This window comes from Paenibacillus sp. Root52 (assembly GCF_001426865.1).
Lineage (GTDB): Bacteria > Bacillota > Bacilli > Paenibacillales > Paenibacillaceae > Paenibacillus.
Window position 1 is genome coordinate 480,891 of the sequence record NZ_LMFO01000029.1, and the last position, 21,310, is coordinate 502,200.

The 21,310-nt window shown below is 44.5% G+C and carries 18 protein-coding genes; 13 read left to right on the forward strand and 5 right to left on the reverse strand.

The window, feature by feature from the left end:
- Positions 1–525 precede the first annotated feature (525 nt).
- Positions 526–3,702, forward strand: coding sequence for a bifunctional cytochrome P450/NADPH--P450 reductase (locus ASD24_RS23355; protein ID WP_056701038.1), 3,177 nt, complete (start codon positions 526–528; stop codon positions 3,700–3,702).
- Positions 3,703–3,920: 218 nt separating this feature from the next.
- Here ASD24_RS23355 and ASD24_RS23360 read toward each other — a convergent pair whose 3' ends face one another.
- Positions 3,921–4,319, reverse strand: a complete 399-nt coding sequence (locus ASD24_RS23360) for a hypothetical protein (RefSeq protein ID WP_056701040.1) — start codon at positions 4,317–4,319, stop codon at positions 3,921–3,923.
- A gap of 120 nt (positions 4,320–4,439) precedes the next feature.
- Here ASD24_RS23360 and ASD24_RS23365 point away from each other — a divergent pair, with 120 nt between their 5' ends.
- Positions 4,440–4,784 carry a hypothetical protein gene (locus ASD24_RS23365; protein WP_056701042.1) on the forward strand — a complete coding sequence of 115 codons (345 nt, stop codon included), beginning with the start codon at positions 4,440–4,442 and terminating at the stop codon, positions 4,782–4,784.
- Positions 4,785–4,836: 52 nt separating this feature from the next.
- Here ASD24_RS23365 and ASD24_RS23370 read toward each other — a convergent pair whose 3' ends face one another.
- Positions 4,837–5,289, reverse strand: a complete 453-nt coding sequence (locus ASD24_RS23370) for a hypothetical protein (RefSeq protein ID WP_156395529.1) — start codon at positions 5,287–5,289, stop codon at positions 4,837–4,839.
- 142 nt (positions 5,290–5,431) lie between these two features.
- Positions 5,432–6,376 (reverse strand): family 43 glycosylhydrolase, encoded by a 945-nt coding sequence (locus tag ASD24_RS23375; protein ID WP_056701045.1) that lies wholly within the window; start codon positions 6,374–6,376, stop codon positions 5,432–5,434.
- A gap of 291 nt (positions 6,377–6,667) precedes the next feature.
- On the opposite strand from ASD24_RS23375, the gene ASD24_RS23380 reads away from it, so the two are divergent.
- From ASD24_RS23380 to ASD24_RS23405, 6 genes are all read left to right on the forward strand, one after another.
- Complete coding sequence (locus ASD24_RS23380) at positions 6,668–7,114, forward strand: RidA family protein (RefSeq protein ID WP_082560515.1); 447 nt, start codon at positions 6,668–6,670, stop codon at positions 7,112–7,114.
- A gap of 99 nt (positions 7,115–7,213) precedes the next feature.
- A complete protein-coding gene (locus tag ASD24_RS23385; RefSeq protein ID WP_056701047.1) occupies positions 7,214–8,026 on the forward strand; it encodes a phosphotransferase family protein in 813 nt (270 codons plus the stop codon).
- Positions 8,027–8,059: 33 nt separating this feature from the next.
- Complete coding sequence (locus ASD24_RS23390; RefSeq protein ID WP_056701049.1) at positions 8,060–10,195, forward strand: class I SAM-dependent methyltransferase; 2,136 nt, start codon at positions 8,060–8,062, stop codon at positions 10,193–10,195.
- Positions 10,196–10,202: 7 nt separating this feature from the next.
- Entirely contained in the window at positions 10,203–10,784 is a 582-nt protein-coding gene (locus tag ASD24_RS23395) for a histidine phosphatase family protein (protein ID WP_056701052.1), read from the forward strand.
- 26 nt (positions 10,785–10,810) lie between these two features.
- Positions 10,811–11,479, forward strand: coding sequence for a 3'-5' exonuclease (locus ASD24_RS23400; RefSeq protein ID WP_056701054.1), 669 nt, complete (start codon positions 10,811–10,813; stop codon positions 11,477–11,479).
- A 16-nt stretch (positions 11,480–11,495) separates the two neighbouring features.
- Positions 11,496–12,416 carry a type II CAAX endopeptidase family protein gene (locus ASD24_RS23405; RefSeq protein WP_235540784.1) on the forward strand — a complete coding sequence of 307 codons (921 nt, stop codon included), beginning with the start codon at positions 11,496–11,498 and terminating at the stop codon, positions 12,414–12,416.
- 121 nt (positions 12,417–12,537) lie between these two features.
- Here the strand turns inward: ASD24_RS23405 and ASD24_RS23410 are convergent, their stop codons facing one another.
- Both ASD24_RS23410 and ASD24_RS23415 read right to left on the reverse strand, forming a co-directional pair.
- On the reverse strand, positions 12,538–13,173 hold the full coding sequence (locus tag ASD24_RS23410) for a TetR/AcrR family transcriptional regulator (RefSeq protein ID WP_056701059.1): 636 nt from the start codon (positions 13,171–13,173) through the stop codon (positions 12,538–12,540).
- Positions 13,166–14,368, reverse strand: coding sequence for an MFS transporter (locus tag ASD24_RS23415; protein ID WP_056701061.1), 1,203 nt, complete (start codon positions 14,366–14,368; stop codon positions 13,166–13,168). The genes ASD24_RS23410 and ASD24_RS23415 overlap by 8 nt, the downstream gene beginning before the upstream one ends.
- A 112-nt stretch (positions 14,369–14,480) precedes the next feature.
- Between ASD24_RS23415 and ASD24_RS23420 the strand changes: the two genes are divergently transcribed.
- From ASD24_RS23420 to ASD24_RS23440, 5 genes are all read left to right on the forward strand, one after another.
- The gene (locus ASD24_RS23420) at positions 14,481–15,221 is read left to right on the forward strand and encodes a class I SAM-dependent methyltransferase (protein ID WP_235540767.1); all 741 of its coding nucleotides are present in this window, start codon (positions 14,481–14,483) and stop codon (positions 15,219–15,221) included.
- Between the two features lie 288 nt (positions 15,222–15,509).
- Positions 15,510–17,198: a putative PEP-binding protein gene (locus ASD24_RS23425; RefSeq protein WP_056701063.1), complete on the forward strand. Its 1,689-nt coding sequence runs from the start codon at positions 15,510–15,512 to the stop codon at positions 17,196–17,198.
- 132 nt (positions 17,199–17,330) lie between these two features.
- Positions 17,331–17,897, forward strand: coding sequence for an HAD-IIIA family hydrolase (locus ASD24_RS23430; protein WP_056701064.1), 567 nt, complete (start codon positions 17,331–17,333; stop codon positions 17,895–17,897).
- 182 nt (positions 17,898–18,079) lie between these two features.
- On the forward strand, positions 18,080–20,017 hold the full coding sequence (locus ASD24_RS23435) for an LTA synthase family protein (protein WP_056701066.1): 1,938 nt from the start codon (positions 18,080–18,082) through the stop codon (positions 20,015–20,017).
- Between the two features lie 210 nt (positions 20,018–20,227).
- Positions 20,228–21,235, forward strand: a complete 1,008-nt coding sequence (locus tag ASD24_RS23440; RefSeq protein WP_056701068.1) for an LLM class flavin-dependent oxidoreductase — start codon at positions 20,228–20,230, stop codon at positions 21,233–21,235.
- Positions 21,236–21,310 lie beyond the last annotated feature (75 nt).

Here is a 21,310-nt window from a genome sequence, read left to right on the forward strand (position 1 = left end):
AAAAAGTCTACTTTTGATTACGAGTGATGCCTAACGGCTTCTCAGCACCCGATATGGAATTCATCCGCAATAAGTAATAAGTAGATGCTTACGAAGTTTGTTTCCTTCGGAAACATGTAGTTGCTCATGTAGCTTAATCTACGCTCCGCTTCTCCATTTCTAGCTTCATCCCATCTTCTCGGTACTGAAAACCACCCTTTTTGAACACGCACCTATGGTCCTATGACTTTGAGACTGTTGAAGATTAGAGCTGGAAATGTTAGGGTAAAAGAGAGAAGGAAAGGGCATTTATCGAATCATTTCATAAATACCCTGAGTGGAGACTCATTTTTTTTACTCTAAAATGACCGTTATACCAATTCGGTCAGTTAGTCTGATTGCTGTTTTTCGGTAATTTGGATTAAATGTGAATATTTGCAGAGAATGAAGTTATGCGGCTAGACCTAATGTATGAATCGTGAGTTAGGTTTGTCTAAGGAAGTCATTATTTCTTGTAGTACTCATTACTTGGAAAGAGGAGTGAGCATGATGTCATCAATTTCAGTACCACAACCCAAAACCTTTGGTCCACTGGGGAATCTGCCGCAATTAAATTTTGATGAGCCGGTACAATCTTTAGTCAAAATAGCAGAGGAGTACGGCCCAATCTTCCGTATGGATTATCCCGGACGAAGCGAGCTATATATTTCAGGCCATAAGCTCGTAGCCGAGGTAACCGATGAATCCAAATTTGATAAAAGAGTGTGGGCACCACTGGCGAAGGTGCGTGCTTTTGCAGGAGATGGCTTATTCACGAGCTGGACGGAGGAGCCGAATTGGAAAAAGGCTCATAATGTATTGCTTCCGAGCTTCAGCCAGCGTGCAATGCAAGGGTATCACAACAAAATGATTGATCTAGCGGTGCAGTTAGTTCAGAAATGGTCACGTCTGAATCCGGATGAGACGGTGAATGTTCCTGATGATATGACACGCTTGACGCTGGACACGATTGGATTGTGTGGCTTCAATTATCGGTTTAATAGCTTTTACCGGGAAGAGCCTCATCCGTTCATTACAAGTATGGTGCGTGCGCTGGATGAATCCATGAGTTCACTCCAGCGTCTACGTCTGCAAGACAAATTAATGATTACGAAGAAAAAGCAGTTCGAGCAGGACATACGCTCCATGTTCTCACTGGTGGATCATATCATTGCCGAGCGCAAAGAGCAGCCACAAGAAGGGGCAGACGATCTGTTGTCTCATATGCTCAGCGGCAAAGATCCCGAGACTGGGGAGACTCTGGACGACGAAAATATTCGGTACCAGATCATTACGTTCCTGATTGCTGGTCATGAGACAACTAGTGGTTTGTTATCCTTTGCAATCTACTATCTGATGAAGAATCCGGATAAGCTGGCCAAGGCTCAAGCGGAAGCCGATCAAATATTGAAAGATCCAGTTCCAACGTACAATCAGGTTCGTAATCTGAAGTATGTACGTATGGTGTTGAACGAAGCGCTGCGACTGTGGCCAACGGCTCCAGCGTTCTCCTTATATGCGAAGGAAGATACCGTTCTAGATGGGCAATATCCGCTACAAAAAGGAGATAGTGTGAGTGTTCTAATTCCGAAGCTTCATCGGGATGTGGAAGCGTGGGGAGAAGACGTCGAGGAGTTCCGACCAGAACGTTTCGAAGATCCAAGTAAGGTACCACATGATGCCTACAAACCATTTGGTAATGGTCAACGTGCGTGTATCGGCCAGCAGTTTGCGCTGCAAGAAGCTACGTTAGTGCTGGGCATGGTCTTGAAACATTTTGAACTGATCGATCATGCGGACTATCAATTGAAAGTAAAAGAGACGTTGACACTTAAGCCTGATAACTTCACGATTCGTGTTCGCGCCCGCGGAGGACAACCAGTGATGGCTGTGCCAGGCGTGGTTATGGAGGAAACGACGACTCAAGCGAAGAAAAAAGAGCCAGATGCTGTTAATGCCCATCACACACCTATGCTTGTGCTGTATGGCTCTAATCTGGGTACTGCTGAAGGCATTGCACGCGAGATTGCAGATAATGCTAGATATCAGGGCTTCCGAAGTGAGGTTGCTGCGCTAGATGATCGAGTAGGCAAGTTGCCCAAGGAAGGCGTCGTTGTCATCATTAGTGCATCCTATAACGGACAGCCGCCAAGCAATGCTAAAGCTTTCATTGATTGGATAGAGCATGCTGATGCAGGTGAATTCCAAGGTGTGAAGTTCACTGTGCTTGGTTGCGGAGACCATAACTGGGCGAGCACATATCAACGGATCCCTCGTTTAATCGATGAGCAACTATCTTCGAAAGGTGCAGAACGTGTATCACCAATTGGCGAAAGTGATGCGAGTGGTGACTTCGAGAAACAGGTAGGTGATTGGACAGAACAGTTGTGGCCTGATCTTGCTCGCACAATGGGTCTGAAGCTCAACATAAGCTCCAATAGCGAACGTAGCTCGTTATCCGTGCAGTTCGTCAGCGGTCTCGCTGTTACGCCACTTGCCGAAACGTATGATGCTCATGTTGCTCAGGTGTTAGAGAATCGGGAGCTCCATGATGCTGGAAGCGAGCGGAGTACACGCCATCTGGAGATTAAGCTACCAGAAGGGATCACTTATGAAGAAGGCGATCATCTGGGTATTCTGCCACAGAATCCTCCAGAGCTCGTAGAGCTTGTACTTCAGCGATACGGCTTCACAGGTACAGAGCATCTCGTTCTAGATGCATCAGGTCGGAGTGCGGCTCATCTGCCATTGCATCAGCCAGTCAACTTGTATGATCTATTGAGCCACAGTGTTGAGCTTCAGGAAGCAGCAACGCGAGCACAATTGCGAGAGTTAGCCGCATATACGGTGTGTCCTCCTCATAAGAAGGAGCTTGAGGCACTATTGGACGAGTCCGTATACATGACAGAAGTACGGAATAAACGGATTTCAATGCTGGATTATTTGTTAAAATATGAAGCTTGTGAATTACCGTTTGAACGATTCTTGGAACTATTACCGTCCTTGAAAGCCAGATATTATTCCATATCCAGTTCACCACGTGTGCAGCCTGAACAAGCAAGTATTACGGTTAGTGTGGTACGTGCGCCAGCTTGGAGTGGACAAGGAGAATATAAAGGCATTGCTTCAAACTATCTTGCAAACCTCCAGCCAGGTGAAGAGGTTGTGATGTTCGTTAGAACACCTGAGTCAGGATTCAGATTGCCAGAACGTGCGGAGGTTCCTGTGATCATGGTTGGGCCAGGTACAGGAGTTGCGCCATTCCGCGGTTTCCTTCAAGCACGTCATGTTATGAAGCAGCAAGGGCAACAAGTCGGTGAGGGTCATCTGTACTTTGGATGTCGAAATCCAGCGCATGATTATTTGTACAAGAATGAACTTGAAAAGGCGGAACAGGAACAACTCGTTCAGCTGCATACAGCCTTTTCCCGCGTCGATGGACAAGAGAAGTGTTACGTACAGCATTTAATGCGGGATGACGCTCATCAGTTAATACCTCTGTTGGAACAAGGCGGACACTTGTACATTTGCGGTGATGGTAGTAAGATGGCGCCGGATGTGGAAGATACGCTGAAGAAGGCATATGCTGAGGTGGGTGGTCATACAGCAGCAGAAGCTGATGCATGGCTCGATCGCTTACAACAAGAGGGGCGCTACGCGAAGGACGTGTGGACGGGGATTTAAATGTCCATAACCACACCGCTCACTTTAATTAGGCTCGAATTATAGTCGTGCAGGTTGTAATAATGTATGTACAGGCGGTGGGTCAGAGAATGCTCTGTTCCTCACCGCTTTCTTTATGGTCTATGAACGCCAAGCAATACATCATGAGTTGAACCAAATTTCAAAGTTATACTTCAGCTCTGCTCTGATATTTTGATCTCACAATCAGCCAGTGGTATTTATTTTTTTCTGTGTGTTGTTGACCGATAAATGGACTCCACTTGGCTCAGGGGAAACAGGATGCGGGAAGGGAATTTTCCTTTGCCCTGTAGTTCTAGGTAATCTCGGCCTATACCTACCAGTCGGATATTGTTGAATTCATTTCCTGACGGAAAGACCGTACGAATTCCTACACGAACACCTCGACAAGTTGGAGGAATATCAAATACACGAATGGAATAAAGACTAAGTGGAATGAACAACTGCCGATTGACTTTAATAAAATGTCGTGTGTATACACGCGAGATGCGACCTGGCTCTAGACCAGACAGGGGAGCATTAAGCTCTGCGAGCTTTCCTTGAAGTTCAGACAATCGTTGCTGAAGGCTTTTACCCGTATGAAGCGGTTTCCTGTTCATAAGTAGTCCTCCGTTCTCCATTTATACCTAATATATGAATGGATGGGGGCAAGGGGTGAGTATAGGTTAGCCCATGTTCATTAACAACCAATTGGATAACAGACATAAGGAGTGATTGAAATGATCGTGGAAATGTACAAAGATCTCATTCGAGATGACCGTGGAAATTATTATATTGCTGTGCAGATTGAACAGAATGTACTTACACTTGTGAATGCCTTTGTAGAGGCATCCTTCACACCCGAACTGATCTACAATGAAGAATTTCGTATAAAGTATAAGGAACTTGATGGTGGTTTTGTTGGCAAAATTGCAATGGATCTCCTTCGACATGATGTCGTGATGGGCATGAAGGAGATCGACCGTAAATTGCTGAATCTCGCGGAGGTTGAAGAGCATTATACGGTGAACTTTATCGATACCATCGAATTTTATCGTCATCCGGCATGGGAACGTAAAGCATAGGCTAGCTTCCCTGATTACAATGGAGGAGAGTTAGATTGCACCGCATGATATATTATGGAGTATCTTGTTTCAGACGCTGGAGCTCTCCAATAATGATTGATGTTTGCCCACTAAGATGCCTCAGTTCCTGCAAGGAACAATCCGCATAATTCAGTGGTAGCAATTGTAAAAACAATTTGAACAAGGAATGCTGCTCTAGGTACAGCTTTTTATCCATGCCGTCAATTAGATTAATCGTTACACCATAAGTAGAGAAGATGTTTTTGATATTATTTTCGAGAAGGTAGAGGTTCGTATCGTTAGTGGAATCATGACTATGAATGTAATGATCAAGCTCTTGATGATAAGCAGTCATGGTTAGGATGATGTTATGATATGAAAGGTTCGCAGATCCTTCGATATGGTTTCGAAGCTCATGATAATCATAGACGTAGCTTGCCAGGATAATCAGGCTTAGTGCAGACAATAGCACGATCATATATCTTGATGATCTTATCTTATGCATCGTTAATTCCCTTATATATATGTATTCTCGTAGATGGATAGAGTTATTGATCATAACATAAGAAGCTTATCGGAGATAATGGATAAAAGAGGAAGAGCCTAAACGTGCCTGTAGTCAGGTTCGTTTAGGCTTTTGTTGTTAATTATACGGGGCTGTGTCGCAGCTCATTTTCTGGCCTCAAACGAATGTTCAATTCCTCGTCTCTTGGGCATATGAGCTTGCCATCAACGACATCAAGCCTGGCAGCTTGAATCGAAGAACGACGAGCCGGCTCACTAGCATGGTCGACACCTTCAACACGGTCAGGATGAGTAAAATAGAAAATATAGGCTTCGTTATCCTGAACAACCACATCAGCATGCAGACCGATTACACCATCATCCATTCGAACTCCGGGTTGATAGAGAATCCGATTGTTCCACTCCCACTGCTCTAGATCATCCGAGCGATAAACGGCTTGTCCGCGCCACTCGTCCACAATCATCCAATACGAATCGCGGAATCGAAACACATTAGGGCCTTCATGAGCTGAACCTGTTATTACAGGGCCAATGACATCCCAGTGATAGAGATCAGAGCTGTCAGCTGCATAGGTATGAGCACCATTGGCTTCGTCTTTGTACCACATGCGAAAGCGTCCATCAGGAAGTGGGTAGATGCAAGCGTCTATGACACGATCAGAGCTAAGCTTCAATGTGCCATGGAATGTCCAGGCCAACAGATCAGGACTAGTGTAATGCAAGAGGTGGCGAGAATGACCTGCCCAATCATGAGGTACGCCTTGGATGTAGCTGACATACATATGATATATTCCATCATGCCAAAAAATCTCTGGTGCCCAGAACGTATTATGTCCCCACTCATGCTCTAGGCCGGTTAAGGTACCTCGATATGTCCAAGACTGTCCTCCATCCAATGAAGAAGCTACGCCTAGATCTGTACCGTGAACCCAAGCGAACTTGGGGCCGCCTGCCGTAGCTCTGCGATTGGTGTAGATCATCCACCACGCTTGTTCCACATGATTCCATACAACAACGGGGTCGGCAGCACCGTCATAAATGGGATCTCGAAATAAAGGTGCACTCATCATTACGCCTCCTATCGAATAAAAGCAGAATAATTTCAATCAACTAAGACATGTCTTCAATCTATCCTATTAGAAAATAAATGGAATTACAATATGGATACTCCAATTGGTAAGAAATAATATTTATATTAATTTAAAGATACAGCGAAATTACATATTATGTAGTAGTCCTCCTGACTTTCTTTTAGTAAAACATCATGTACGATGGAAAGGAAAAATATGCTAATATTTATCTTAGTTAGGAATGAGTAGATGTTTATCAATCATTACGATGTCATAGGAGAGATGAAAATGATTCAGACGAGATTGAATCAATTAGGTATTGTATTGCCACAAGCCAGTGCACCTGCAGCCAAGTATGCAAACGCAGTCATTGTGAATGGAATCATGTACGTATCAGGCAAAGGGCCAAACACGGAAGAACGCGGCAAGCTGGGAGCAGATTTTACAACAGAGCAAGGATATGATTTTGCTCGAAATGCAGGCATTGAGGTTTTGGCTGTCGTTCAGGACGTGCTCGGCTCACTTGATCGCGTCAAACGTGTCATCAAAGTGCAAGGTTTTATTAACGCTACTGCTTCTTATCAGGAACATCACAAAGTGCTGAATGGCTTTTCGGATCTCATGATGGATGTATTTGAAGAACGCGGGGTTCATGCTCGTTCTGTATTTGGAGCCGTGTCTGTCAGAGATAACTTGCCTTTGATTATTGATTCTATTTTTGAGGTTGAGCAATAAAGCTTAACGAAAGCGACGAATCATATTCTTAGCTGAAGCCTGTAGTCTTACATTTTAATGTAAACGGTTCATAACACGGTTAGTTGGGGAGAGACGCTCATGAGACTACTAGGTCAAGGTAACACCGCTGATGTATATGAATATTCGCCTACTCAAATTATGAAGCTGTACAAAATGGGTTATCCATTGGATGCGGTTCAAAGAGAGTTTCGAATTACAAAGTTAGTTCGTGAAAAGGGATTAAATGTACCTCAAGTTGAGTCGTTTGTGGAAAGTGAGGGACGTAACGGCATCGTATTCGAGCGGATTGAGGGTAGTACAATGTTGTTGCTTATGATCCAGCAGGCTCAATTAATTGAGGAGCTGTCAGCGCGTTTGGCACGTTGTCATTATGATCTACATTCTCTAGCTGATCATGAGGGAACGCTCCCAGTACAGAAAGAGATATTGATAGGTTCAATTCACCGTGCTCCACTCCTGTCAGATCAAGATAAAGAACGAATTATTATGTATATAGCGAGCCTGCCTGAGCGCCAGCAGATTTGTCATGGGGACTTTCACCATGATAATGTCATGTATAGTGAAGCCAAAGATCAACTTTGGTTGATTGACTGGATGACAGGGATGTCGGGCGATCCAGCGGGTGATGTCGCTCGGAGTTGGGTAATATTAATGAGCGGATCATTGCCTGAAGATGTCGACCCTACGATGAAGTTAGGTTTCGAGGCATCTCGCAATACGTTGGTAGATCGGTATATCCAACATTATTTACAAATCTCCGGCTTACGTTGGGAGGACATAGACGCGTGGGTCTTACCTGTTGCAGCTGCTCGACTGGATGAACACTTATCGGAACGAGAGGCCGAGCGAGTGCTTACTTTTATACACGATCGTCTGATTCTGTTAGACTGATTCATTGACATTACATAACGAGGTGAAAGTTGTATGCTGCAATCATTAGAAGCCATTCAATTATTCAGATCAGAACACATCATAGAGGCAGAGCAGCAGCCCTGGCTGAAACTGCTTGTGGAAGCAGAGCAAGTGAACATTAATCTTGAACGTATTCATTCGATAGCGGAGCTTGAAGAAACGAATCTCGTTTTGGATTATGTGGAACGCACGCTTCAGGTGCTGGATCGACTTGAAGTGTCGTTTTGGGTGCGTGAAATTGTGGAGGAAGTGCTGGCTTGGTCAGAAATTGCTAAAGCGGGATCGATGAACCAACGCCGTGCTTGGCAGAGAGCGGGTATCAATCTATTCGTGCATAACATCGGTTCTGCACAATTGTACGATCTGTACCACAGCAAGGGTCACAACACCAATCATCACACGACACGATATGAGATTATTCGAACGCTAATTGCAACCCACGGACTCGTGGGTCAGTATATCCGTGGGGAAATTCCTTTTGCTGAGAACACACCGCTGCATGCGTTTATTACAAAAGGGTGGCTGTCAGAGAATGAGCTTCATACCATACTCATGACATTGAACGAATGCATTATTGCTGGCGTTAATTCTGAATTGTGGCAACAGGTGGGTAGCGAAGTGCAAGAAATTATAGGCTGGGTTGTGACGGAGCCAGATCATCCGGATTGGGCAATGAAGGAGCGGTTGTCTCGTTTGAGAAGTGCTTCAATCCGCAGAGGTGAGGATGTATATTCCGCTTATCAAGCAATACAAGCTGAGTGGGATATAGAACAGGCACTATTGCCATTAGAACACCGAACCTTGTGGTATGTAGAGTCCGCGTTGCAGGACTTTTCATTGCAGGAGATGATTAAGGTTCTGCTGCTGACCATACATCGAGTCCCGATCCAATCACTAGCGCCTAATGTTACCACGCCTACCGACGAACGTCCTGTTTCGCTAGTTCAACACATTAGCTTCGAACCCTTGATGAACAGCATGTATTACGACTACAAAGGCGTTAAGAAACTGAATGTGTATAAGAAAAGAATGATTGAAAAGTATCTGGATCAGTGGTCATGGGCGCAGATTGAATCAGATCAAGAGATCGTATATCCTCATTTGACTCATCGGGTAGAGCACAATCCTGAATTACCGGATACCGTATTTGTGAATTTTGAATTTTCGCCGGCTGCCGAGAAGTTAATTGCCTTCTGTATTGAAGCAGAGAAATCACCCTTGTATGACAAGGCTGTGCTGCTGTTATTTGATCTGTTTGGATTACGGCGTGATGCTTATGATCGATTTCATAATGAAGAGACGTATCTTGCAGATATGAATAGCTCGGGTGACTACAAAAAAGTTCTGCTCGATTATATGGTAGGCAAACGGGTGTTAGATATCGGCCCAGGTGGTGGGGTATTACTGGACTTGATTGAACAGGAGAAGCCTGAGCTGGAGCCGATTGGAATTGATATCTCAACAAATGTAATTGAAGCGTTAGAGCGTAAGAAGCAGCTGGAAGGTCATCGCTGGCAGGTCATGAAAGGGGATGCACTTCAGTTGCATCAATACGTACAGCCAGGGACGGTGGATACTGTAATTTTCTCATCGATTCTACATGAATTGTATTCCTATATTGAACAGGATGGTCGAAAATTCAATCAGGATACGGTGATTGCTGCTCTTCAAAGCTCGTTTAACGTGTTATCTCCTGGTGGGCGCATCCTTATCCGTGATGGCATCATGTCCGAACCTGTAGATCAGATGCGTCGCATTCGGTTTCTTGAGCCTGACGGGATACGTTGGTTGGAACGATATACGCAGGACTTCCAAGGACGGAAGATAACGTATGAAGCATTGTCTGAGGATGAGGTGCTGCTTCCGATCAATGATGCGATGGAGTTTCTGTACACATACACTTGGGGTGAGGAAGCCTATGTGCACGAGATTCAGGAGCAATTTGGCGTATTTACACCATCTGCCTACGAGCAATGTATTCGTGAGGCGTTGGGCGATGAAGCGCAGATCATTACATTGCAGCATTTCCTGCAACAGGGATACACAGAAGCACTTAGCGGACGAATTGAATTCATGGATGAACAAGGGCGTGAGACTTCACTGCCAGATAGCACCTGCCTAATCGTGATCGAGAAGAGAAGGGATTGACACATGCATGAGCAACGATGTCTTGACGACGTTGTATTTTGTAAGACACGCAGAATCCGAGTATGTGGAAGGGCTAGAACGTGAACGTGGATTGACAGAACAAGGTAAGCATGATGCCGAGACGGTCTCATGCTTACTTCTTCATGAGAGTATTAATCTATTTTATTCAAGTCCATATAAGCGCGCGCTGGATACCGTTCAAAGGCTGGCAGGCGAAGTGGGAGCTGAGATCGTAACCATTGAAGACTTGCGTGAGCGTGCGCTATCCAGTTCCAATGTGCGGCATACCAACTTTCAATCAGCTAAGCGTAAGCTGTACGAAGATCGCTCATTCGCCTTTCCAGGTGGTGAATCCAGCATTCAAGCTCAGCAGCGTGCAGTTCAAGCAATATCAGACATCTTGGAACGGCATTCTGGGCAAAAGATTGTGATCGGCACACATGGGGATGTAATGACCCTGATCTTCAATTATTATGACGAATCCTATGATTATGGCTTCTGGGGAAGCACCTCGATGCCAGATATTTATAAGCTGGAGTTTAATAAAGATCATAAGCTCATGTACGTAAGTCGGTTATGGGAGCCCTAATACTTAGAAGTAGAGAGGAGATAGTAATGAAAACTACATTTCTTAATCATACATACACCATCGAAGATATAGACGTTTCACCTTTACAGGGGCAAACCTATTGCATATTTGATCTCGAAGGAACTGGTATTCTACCTGATCGAGAAAGTGTGACGCAATTTGGAGCGATGTTATTCAACAATCGTGACCAACTACATGAGACATTCTCGACATTATCACGTGCAGAAAAACCGATTCCGCAAGCCGTTGCGCAATTAACGGGCATTACCAATGAGGATATGATAACGGCTCCCTCATTTATAGAAGCCTTTCATGCCTTTACCGATTTCATCGGAGATCGTGTGCTTGTAACACAAGCGGGATATGAATATGATTTGCCGATTTTAAGACGTCATTGTGAGCTGTATGGACTGCCGATGTTTAACAATGATGTGCTGGATACCAAAGCTATGTTTACATACATCCATCCTGAGATAACGGAAGTGATCTCTACGGATTTCCTGATTCAATACTATAGCTTGCATACAGAAGGCATTCAGAGACATGATGCACTCGCAGATTGTACCATTATCGCACTCATATTCGAACGTATTTTAGAAGAATACCGGGTGCTTGGTTTGAACGAATTTACAGCCGATCCTGCTCGCTCAATGAAAAGATTTGTCATACCAGAGATGTATCTGAATGATAACTAGGGGACGAACTGAAGTGATGAACCAACTGACGATGAGAAGTGCTGGATGGATCTTTTTTGTGTCCTATGTCATGGGCATTTTGTTCACGGCGTGGATTAGTTCGAAAGGCAGTCCACATCACGATAATCTAATGTTATTTCTCGCATATGTAGCAGTTGGTCAAATCGTACTCAACGTGATACCAGCTGTGATCTGGTGTCGATACCGAAAAATATCTCTTCGAACTGCATTTAGGCTACATAAAGTTTCTTTGCGGAATATCATCCTGTCTTTGTTGATATTTGCTCTAAGTCAGATTATCTTGCTGTTTTTCCACCAGATTACCGAGGTTGTCTCTCAATGGTTAGGGGTTTCTTATGCAACATCGCATTATCCGATTGCGGACTCTCTGTTTTCCTTAGGTATTCTCTTATTAAGCATCGGGATCATTCCTCCGATCTGTGAAGAGTTGTTGTTTCGGGGCGTTTTGCTGAGCGGTTATGGCAAACGGGGGTTGTGGTTCGCAGCAATGGTTAGTTCTTTTCTGTTCGCTTTGTTCCACGACAACCCCTACCGATTAATTGAACTATTCGGAGCGGCCCTGGTTTCAGCTATCATCGTCATTCGCTCAGGCTCCATCATCCCAGGCATTATTGTTCATATGATCACGAACTCCACGTATGTAATTAGCTCATACATCCAGGGAGGAGATATGCTGGAGGGGATTACTACTTCTGAAGGACCGAGCCTATCCATTCTGCTGTTGACGGGTTTTGCCTCATTCATTACTTTCATGATCTGCAGATGGTTATATACTCGGTTTGATCATCCTGAGACGGGAGTAAGAGCGAAGAGGGCTGGTGCTACTGCCGGAATCCGTTCGTTGGCTTGGATTATACCGATCCTGCTATCTATAGTCGTGTTTGTTATCAAGTTTTGGATAGGACAATCTGCTTGATAAGAGTGATTTGATTAAATAAAATAAAGGCTATCAGAACCTACCTGATAGCCTAAATAACCGTATGTCTGTTTACTAAACTTTTCAGACTCAAATATCTTTATTCGGTAAGTCCTCTAAGTTAGTCCTCATTACAAGCGTAACGCAACAGCATGCCCACCAATTGCTCCGTCATTTGCTCATTCGGTGGAGAAAGTTCAGTTGAACGCCGTGTGACCATCTTCTGAAGTGCACCCATCATCACCGTGAATATAAACTGAGCAAGCTGAAGTAGAGAAGAGGCATGCTTAATGCTGCCGTCAGCGACCCCTGCATTAAGCACATCTAACAGAAAGTGATTTTCTTTACCCATCTGATTGAATCGATCATACGTTTCTCTCAATTCAGGAGTGAAATCATACACCTCATAGTTGATGTCAAATAGTTGAATGAATCGGATATGATCCGGATGGTTCCGCGCAAAGCTGATCCAGGCATGAAGCATGGCTTCGAGCTGTTCACGACCATTTAACTCTGTACTGCCTGAGAGACTAACATGATCCGTTAAATTCACAACCAATTGCATTTGAATAGTGAGAAGCAGCTCATCGAGCGACTGAAAGTGCTTATAAAAGGTTACGCGGCTTAGCTCTGCCTTGGAGCAAACGTCCTTAATCTTCACCTGAAGCAGTCCGTGCTTCAAAAAGAGCTCTTTGCCTGCTGCGATCAGGTCATCACGATGTTTATTTCTAATCTGTTGATGCCAGTTTTCATTCACTAGTAGTTTGTAATCCTTTCTTGGACCGACGTGCATTGAGCGTTAGCGATAGTGCAGCAAGAAGCATAATTGCACCAAAAATATACGGGAAGTTCAAGTTTTTGTCAAACAATAGTCCTGCAACAAGTGGCCCAAATACAGTACCTAAACTGGAATACGTCGTATTTAAACCCGAAGCGTATCCTTGTCGATCCCCGGCGTTTTTGGAAATGAGTGTACTGACTGACGGCCGTAAAAATGCATTAAAAGCAAAAAATAACGCAGAAGCGAACAAGAGATACACTAAGTTGACCTTAATTAACATAAGTAGTAGTGCAATCGGCGCCATAATTAGAGAGAGTCGAATAAGCTTGATTTCGCCGATTCTTCGCACTGACCAATCAAGCAGCCAGATCTGAACGACGATACCAATGATGGCTCCCATGGTAATAATAATGGAGATCGTTGCAGCGTCGAAGCCATATTTTTGCTCTGCAAAAAGAGAGAATACAGTCTCATAACTCATCAGACCAAAGGTCATCACGAGAAGCAGAAGCAAATACTTGAAGTAAGGAACTTGAAATGAGCTCCAGATGTGCTTGCCCAGATGATTACCTTTCTCCTTCGTCTGAGGAAGGGTTCTTTTCTCCGGAGGTAATGTCTCTGGCAGAAGTAGAGTAAGCATACCTGCGACAAGCCCCAGACCAGCCGCGAAGAAATAGGGCATACGAATGCCCATCTCAGCGATGAAGCCGCCAAGACCAGGTCCGAGAACCATACCCAGATTCATGGCTGCACCGAAATAGCCCATCCCTTTGGCACGCGTCTCTGGGGTCGTAATATCGGCGACATATGCGAGGTTGGCTGGAACCATCAAGCCTAAGCTGATTCCACCAATAAAACGTGCGATGTATAGAAGCGGCAACGACGTGGATAGGGCAAATATGATATCCGAAACAACGGAGAGAAACATGCCGGCAATGATTAATTTTTTGCGACCAAAGCGATCAGCCCATTGTCCACCAAGCGGTGAAAATAAAAATTGAGCCGCCCCAAAGGCAGCTACCAAAAATCCAGCGACTGTACCTCCCGCATGAAATAACTTCAAATACTCTGGCAATATGGGGATAAGCATACCCTGCCCTAATAAAGCGATAAACAGATTTAACATTAGAATCAAAAGCGGGAAACGAACAGATTTTGGCAATGTACCCATGAACGTATATTTCTCCTTTGTTTACACAGTGTTAACCTTTACGATATGTAAACCATAGTAATGCAGTATAATTGATTTTGTAAATCATTTTTTTGGGGAAGGATGAGCTTTATTGATCAACCATAACAACCTTGAAGAGTACCGAGATCCGATGAATTATGACCTTGAGTTCGGCGGTGAGACGAACAAACACGATTTTTATCTGGAGATGGCAAGATCTAATCCTGGGAAAGTGCTAGATCTCGCTTGTGGTACGGGCATGACAACGATTCATCTGGCTCGTGCAGGGATCAATATCACTGGTGTAGATATAGCTGCCTCAATGCTGGCATATGCAAGTGTAAAGGCTGAAGGTCTGCCGGTGGAGTTTATTGAGGCGGACGCTCGCACTTTCGAATCCGATCAGTGTTATGCAATGATCTATTTGACAGGGAACGCGTTTCAGGCATTTTTGAGCGGTGAGGATCAGAAGGCATTACTACATACCGTTCACGAACTTTTGGAGCCGGGTGGTCTGTTTGTTTTTGAAACACGTAATCCTGAGGGCAGTGATCTAAGTAATGAAGGGGAAGAGAGCTGGGGAACATTCGTCGATATCGATGGGGTTACAGTTAAGGTATCTGGAACCCAAACGTATGATGCAGCCAACCAGATCATGCATTGGGTCACAATTCGAGATTGGGGTTCTAGGCAAACAACTTCACGAATCGCTTGTCGCTTTACAGACAATGCTACACTTCATGATCTGCTGGCGAGTCAAAACTTTACTATTGAACATCAATATGCGGACTGGGATAAAACGCCTTTTACCCCGCTGGATTCATCCATTGTTAGTGTTTGTCGCAAAAATTAGATCGCAAATCAAGAATGACGGAGTCGCCGATGGCGGCTTTATTTAGTTTCAGCATACAAACCTTCATAAGCATCCACTTATCTCGGCTGAGTCCTATATTCGACGCTAAGATCCCGCCAGGTATCCTTCGTAATCAAAAGCGTACTTTTTTGAACAACCTCTTACATAGAAAATACTCAAGCAGATGTCCTTGATTGCAGGAGTGCGACATATCTTAGAGTGAAGGACGATTCGCAAGGGTCAAATGCCTTTAAGCACAGCCATATCATGGCAGATGGGAGAGCTGTAATGACGAAACGGGTAGTTCTGTTGGAGGATGGTACGGCAGAGATGAAGGGGCTTATAGGCAGTCAAGGAGCCGGTCTTTCTGAGTTACTTCATGCTGGCTGGCCAATCCCAGCCGGGTTCGCTGTAACAACGGAATGCTGTCGCGAGTTCAGTACCCGTCTTGGACATTCTTCAACTGATGCAGCTCAGGAGGTGGAAATTGCGATCCATCATTTGGAACAGCGCACGGGTAAGCTCTTCGGTGATGCTAAGACACCGCTTCTACTTTCCGTTATGCCGAGTGAAGTTCGTTCCACAACGAATGAACGGGAGTCGTTCCTTTATGTTGGCCTTAACGATGTGACGGTGGAAGGGCTCGCTGACCAAACGCAAGATCGCTGTTATGCACTTCATTGTTATCGAAGCTTATTGCAGGACTTTGGTTATTTGGTACATGGAATTCCGTATGAATTATTTGGCGAGTTCATAAGTGAGCCTGAGATACAGGACGAACTTGAATTAGAACGCATCATCACCGAACACAAAATAATAATTGAAATTCATGGCAGGACACCATTTCCTCAAGATGTGAAGTCTCAACTCCATGAAGCGCTGGGAGCCTTCTCCCATTCACATTGCAGTCCAGTCCTGGTACAGGTAATGGTGAATGAGGAATATGGAGAGCATATGAGTTCAGAAGCAGCATGCAAGACGGCTGTCGATATGGTGAGTGAAGGTTTGATTACAAAAGAAGAAGCTTTATTGCGAATAGAGCCATCACAAGTGACGGAATTAATCGAATGCATAGAGCAGCCTTCACAGCAATCATTGGCCGTGCAACAGTTGCTTGAATGGGCTGATGAGGTGAGGTCTGTATTGGTGCTTGCCAATGTAAACCATCCAAGGGATGGTGTCCTCGCACGAGCGTTAGGAGCAGAAGGGATAGGACAGTGTCAGATCGAGACAATGCTGTTATCACCATCCCGAATCCATTTTGTCCAGAAGATGATCACAGCTGACAACGAATACGAACGTAGACGTGGGGTAGAACGTTTGCTCCCGATGCTGCAAGCAGACTTTGAGCATTTTTTTGAAGTGATGGATGGTTATCCGGTAACGATTAATCTGCTAGACCCGGCATGGGATGAACGATTGCTTGATGTCGAAGCTGATATGCTCGATATGCAGATTGAAGCGATTTTTCGCGCAGCCTTAAAAACTATTCGTCAGGGACTATGGGTACGACCCGAAATTTTGATTCCATCTGTAAGCGATTCCAATGAATTGCAGCGATTGAGGGAGCTGGTGGATCATATAGCTGACCAGATTTTGGGCGAGGAAAAAAGGCATTGTCTGTATAAAGTAGGTACAACTATAGAAATTTCTAGAGCGGGCACAATCGCAACTCAAATGGCTCGCCATGCTGACTTTTTCTCATTCAGAGCGTTGGATGTTCAAGAAAATAAAAATCTTGTGGAAATGAGCGTTGTTAAGGGTAAAGCCCGTAAACCGTATCTCAGGTCAGGGGTCTGTGGAGAACAAGCTGCGAATGCAGATACGATTGCTTACTGCCATCGCATAGGATTAGATTATGTGAGCTGTTCCCCAGAGCAAGTTCCGTTTGCACGAATTGCAGCTGCGCAAGCGGCGATTAGAGAACAGAAGCAGGGCAAGAGCATACAGAATCATGATATTTCAACGACAGCGTAAATATCAAATATGAACGATTGAGGGGTATGCTTAACACTACATGTTATAATGTGGCTGTTCGCATATCTCTTTTTTATCGGAGAATGAATTAAGCTGTACTTGTCATTTATACATAAGAGGGGAGACAGTAACATGACCACTCCGAACATACGAAACGTTCCAACACAAGCGGTGTTTATAGATCGTGATGGCACAATTGGAGGTTCAGACAAGATTGAATATCCTGGCGAGATGCAATTGTTTGATGGTGTGGCGGAATCAATCAGCACATTATCACAGCATGGATTCAAATTATTTGGCTTTACGAACCAGCCTGGTATAACAGCAGGACATTCCACAGTCGAAGCTTTTCAACAAGAGATGAAGCACTTCGGGATCGAGCATACGTATGTGTGTCCTCATCCGGCTCATGAACAGTGTAAATGTCGCAAACCGAGACCTGATATGTTGATCCAAGCAGCAGAAGATCATCAACTGAAGCTCGAACAGTGTATTGTCATTGGCGACCGTTGGTCAGACATGGTTGCGGCACGTGTTGCAGGGTGTCTATGCATACTCGTTATGACGGGTGCAGGTATGCGTGCATTGGAAGAAGACCGGTTTCGATGGGACACCATGGAAGCAGACTATGTAGCCACTGATTTTAACGATGCGGTAAAGTGGATTATGCAGAGAAGAGTTCAACCTATGCAAGAATAAGTAACAAAATAGAGCATTACAGCTTGCGTTTGTATACATCAATGCAGATTCTATTGACATTGTCAGCCTTATCCGCAGTTTTGCGCCCGAACCACCATGGAATACATACCGCGAAACTGTTATACTGAAATATGCGTTTTGTAAACAGAACGTAAAATTTCGGATAAGGGTTGAAAACGACCATGTATAATTCTAAATACGAACGGATATCATCACGAACATTATTTGTCGTGTTATTTATCCTCTTGCTGCTGAAGCTCACGCTTTTGCGGTATTTCTTTTTCCAAGGCCTTTCTGGCATTGGATTGCTCACCGATACGCTTGGTGCTCTAACCGTGGTCTGTGTGCTTGATTTAATTGTACCTAAGCGCTGGAAACGTATGGTGTACGGGGGCTTTAATCTGATTTTCTCGCTCGTACTGTTTGCGGCAACGTTATATAACGTGCATTTTAGCTCAGTACCCACGTACACAGCACTAAGTGAATTAGGTCAGGTGGCTCAAGTACGAGGCAGTATCGGACCTCTCATTCGACCTGTGCATTTTATGTTTTTTGTGGATATCGTGCTTGCACTGCCACTTTGGTTTATCCTACGCTCTAGACGTACTTCCCGTAGTCAAGGAAGTTATAGCAACAGTGGGCTAAGCTTTGGAAAAAGTCGTAGAAGATATTGGGGTAAGGTCGGAGTCGCACTTACGGCTGCATTTAGCATCGTTCTGTCAGGTAGCTTTATTGTCAAAGGTGAAACGATTGATAATGAGCTGGTTCGAGCGGAGAATCTTGGTTTTCTTAACTACCAGGTGTCCTCAGCGATTCTGACGAGCAAAGAAAACGAAGCCATTGCTAATGGCAACATTAATGAGACCATTGTGAAGATCAATCAGTTAGTGAGTCAATATCCATATCAAGATAAAACAAGTCACGGTTCTCCAGTTAAAGCTAAGTATTTTGGTGAAGCCAAAGGCAGTAATCTGATTGTGTTACAACTAGAATCTTTTCAGAATTTTCCGATTCACGCTTCACTGGGTGGTCAGGTGTTAACACCCGTGTTGAACGAATTAGCGAGTGAAAGCTATTATTTCCCTCATTTCTTCCAACAAATTGGTCAAGGTAATACATCGGATGCTGAATTTATGTCGAACACATCAATCTATCCTACAGGCGTAGTTCCAATGTCTGCCGGATATAGTGACCGTGATTTACCTAGCTTACCGAAACTGCTTCGTGAGCGCGGATATCAGTCGGAGACGTTTCATGGCAATGATGTGACGTTCTGGAATCGGAACAAGATGTACCCTGCGATTGGATTCGATCGGTATTTTGACAAACCAAGCTTCAAGAATGATCGATTTAATGATTTTGGTCCATCTGATGAAGAATTGTATCGTGTCGGTGTGGAGAAAATGACTGCACATCAAGCTGCGAACGAGCCGTTCTACGCACAGTTTATTACAGCATCGAGCCACTCACCGTTCAAAGTCCCTGCTGATCGGGCACGAATTACTGTCCCTGAGACAATTACGAACACATTGCTGCATGATTATTTGCAAGCTATCAATTATACCGATTATGCGGTTGGACAACTGATTAATGAATTAAAGGCTAGTGGACTGTGGGACAACACAACGTTAGTCATTTACGGCGATCACTTCGGTCTGCCGGCAAATGATGAAATCACGAAACAGATTCAAGACAATCTGAATGTGCCATATGATGGGAATGTGAGTCGTTTTAATATCCCGCTAATCATCCATACACCGCAGCAGTCTAAAGGGCAAGTGGTTGAACAGCCTGGAGGTCAGTTGGACATCATGCCAACGGTACTGAATTTGATGGGCGTATCGTTGCAAGAAGAGCAGTTTACGGCCTTTGGGCATGATCTGCTTAATATGGATCATAATGCATTTGGCATTCGCTATTATTTGCCGACAGGCTCATTTGTTAATAATGAGATCATGTTTGTTCCTGGTGCAGGTTTCGATGATGGGAAGGCATATTCGATTACAACGTATGAACCTGTCACTGATCTGGAGCCGTATCGTGCCGATTATGAGCATGTGCTCAGCTTAATGAAGCTGTCGGATGAGTATGTGAAGCTATTGCCTAAACGGGCACCCTAATATGCAGTGTTCGGTATCATGCAAAACGTCACCTGTATTCGTATGGGTGGCGTTTTTGGTTACTTTCATTCATCCGAATAACGGATAAGGAAGAGCTTTATTTTGAAACTGTAATTATTAATGTTACAATGGTATAAGAATTAATTTGGCGATACTTGGTTTAGATCTAATTAGAGACCCATATAGACACAGTGAGAGGAATGAATAGATATGAAATTAAGTGTGCTTGAACATGGACATATCAACGAAGGACGTACGGTGCAGGATACGCTTCAAGAGACGGTTACTCTTGCGAAGCAAGCTGATGAACTTGGCTTTTCGCGTTTCTGGATGTCAGAACATCATGGTGGCGGTGCACTTTCCTTTTCAAGTCCTGAAGTCATGATTGCGCATGTCGCTGCTCATACCGAACGTATTCGGGTAGGATCAGGTGGCGTAATGCTGCCACATTATAGTGCATACAAGGTTGCAGAGAATTTCCGTCTCTTAGAGGCATTACATCCTGGTCGTATTGATCTTGGGATTGGTAGAGCACCTGGTGGGATGCCGATTGCAAGTCGAGCTCTCAATGAGGGGAAATCCTCTAACGTGCAATTTTTTCCGCAACAGATCGCAGATCTGGGTGGTTACTTTCATGAGCAATTGTCAGAGGATCATCGCTTTGCCTCTCTAGTAGCTGCTCCATCCGTGCCGACAGTGCCAGAGGTATGGCTGCTTGGCTCTAGCTCCGAAGGTGCAAGAATTGCAGCCGCGCAAGGAACGGCTTATGCGTTTGCTCAATTCTTTGGCACACCAGGCGGGGAAGAGGCCATGAAGCATTATCGTCGACATTTCAAACCGTCGATCCTTAATGATCGACCTCATTCTATGATTGCTATCTCTGCGTTCTGTGCGGAGACTGAAGAGGAAGCGGCTGAGCTTGCTCGAAGCAATGAACTTTTCTTCTTACGCTTAGGCCGTGGGCTGGAACAGAGCTCATTTCCATCCTTAGAAACGGTTCATAATTATCCTTATACCGCTATGGAAATGGAGCAGATTCGCCAGCGTCGTTCATTCTCGATCGTAGGGACACCGGATCAGGTGAAAGAGAAAATTACAGCAATGGCTGAGCGTCATGAAGCGGATGAAGTGATCATTGCCTCAGCAATTCATTCATTTGAAGCACGCCTGCGCTCATTCAGCTTGATTGCAGAAGCCTTCGGCTTAAAGAAGGATTAAGCGATTATGTCGGGAATGTTATAGTATAAGTATGTGTTTCCAAAGTCCGGTTATTTCTGCTGAATTCCATCTCCT

What these genes read in the sequence shown, in the direction of transcription:
- ASD24_RS23440 (WP_056701068.1), top strand. Translation starts at nt 20,228, where the DNA reads ATGAAATTAAGTGTGCTTGAACATGGACATATCAACGAAGGACGTACG.
- ASD24_RS23365 (WP_056701042.1), top strand. Translation starts at nt 4,440, where the DNA reads ATGATCGTGGAAATGTACAAAGATCTCATTCGAGATGACCGTGGAAAT.
- ASD24_RS23360 (WP_056701040.1), bottom strand. Translation starts at nt 4,319, where the DNA reads ATGAACAGGAAACCGCTTCATACGGGTAAAAGCCTTCAGCAACGATTG.
- ASD24_RS23435 (WP_056701066.1), top strand. Translation starts at nt 18,080, where the DNA reads ATGTATAATTCTAAATACGAACGGATATCATCACGAACATTATTTGTC.
- ASD24_RS23400 (WP_056701054.1), top strand. Translation starts at nt 10,811, where the DNA reads ATGAAAACTACATTTCTTAATCATACATACACCATCGAAGATATAGAC.
- ASD24_RS23395 (WP_056701052.1), top strand. Translation starts at nt 10,203, where the DNA reads ATGAGCAACGATGTCTTGACGACGTTGTATTTTGTAAGACACGCAGAA.
- ASD24_RS23390 (WP_056701049.1), top strand. Translation starts at nt 8,060, where the DNA reads ATGCTGCAATCATTAGAAGCCATTCAATTATTCAGATCAGAACACATC.
- ASD24_RS23405 (WP_235540784.1), top strand. Translation starts at nt 11,496, where the DNA reads ATGAACCAACTGACGATGAGAAGTGCTGGATGGATCTTTTTTGTGTCC.
- ASD24_RS23355 (WP_056701038.1), top strand. Translation starts at nt 526, where the DNA reads ATGATGTCATCAATTTCAGTACCACAACCCAAAACCTTTGGTCCACTG.
- ASD24_RS23380 (WP_082560515.1), top strand. Translation starts at nt 6,668, where the DNA reads ATGATTCAGACGAGATTGAATCAATTAGGTATTGTATTGCCACAAGCC.
- ASD24_RS23370 (WP_156395529.1), bottom strand. Translation starts at nt 5,289, where the DNA reads ATGCATAAGATAAGATCATCAAGATATATGATCGTGCTATTGTCTGCA.
- ASD24_RS23430 (WP_056701064.1), top strand. Translation starts at nt 17,331, where the DNA reads ATGACCACTCCGAACATACGAAACGTTCCAACACAAGCGGTGTTTATA.
- ASD24_RS23385 (WP_056701047.1), top strand. Translation starts at nt 7,214, where the DNA reads ATGAGACTACTAGGTCAAGGTAACACCGCTGATGTATATGAATATTCG.
- ASD24_RS23375 (WP_056701045.1), bottom strand. Translation starts at nt 6,376, where the DNA reads ATGAGTGCACCTTTATTTCGAGATCCCATTTATGACGGTGCTGCCGAC.
- ASD24_RS23425 (WP_056701063.1), top strand. Translation starts at nt 15,510, where the DNA reads ATGACGAAACGGGTAGTTCTGTTGGAGGATGGTACGGCAGAGATGAAG.
- ASD24_RS23415 (WP_056701061.1), bottom strand. Translation starts at nt 14,368, where the DNA reads ATGGGTACATTGCCAAAATCTGTTCGTTTCCCGCTTTTGATTCTAATG.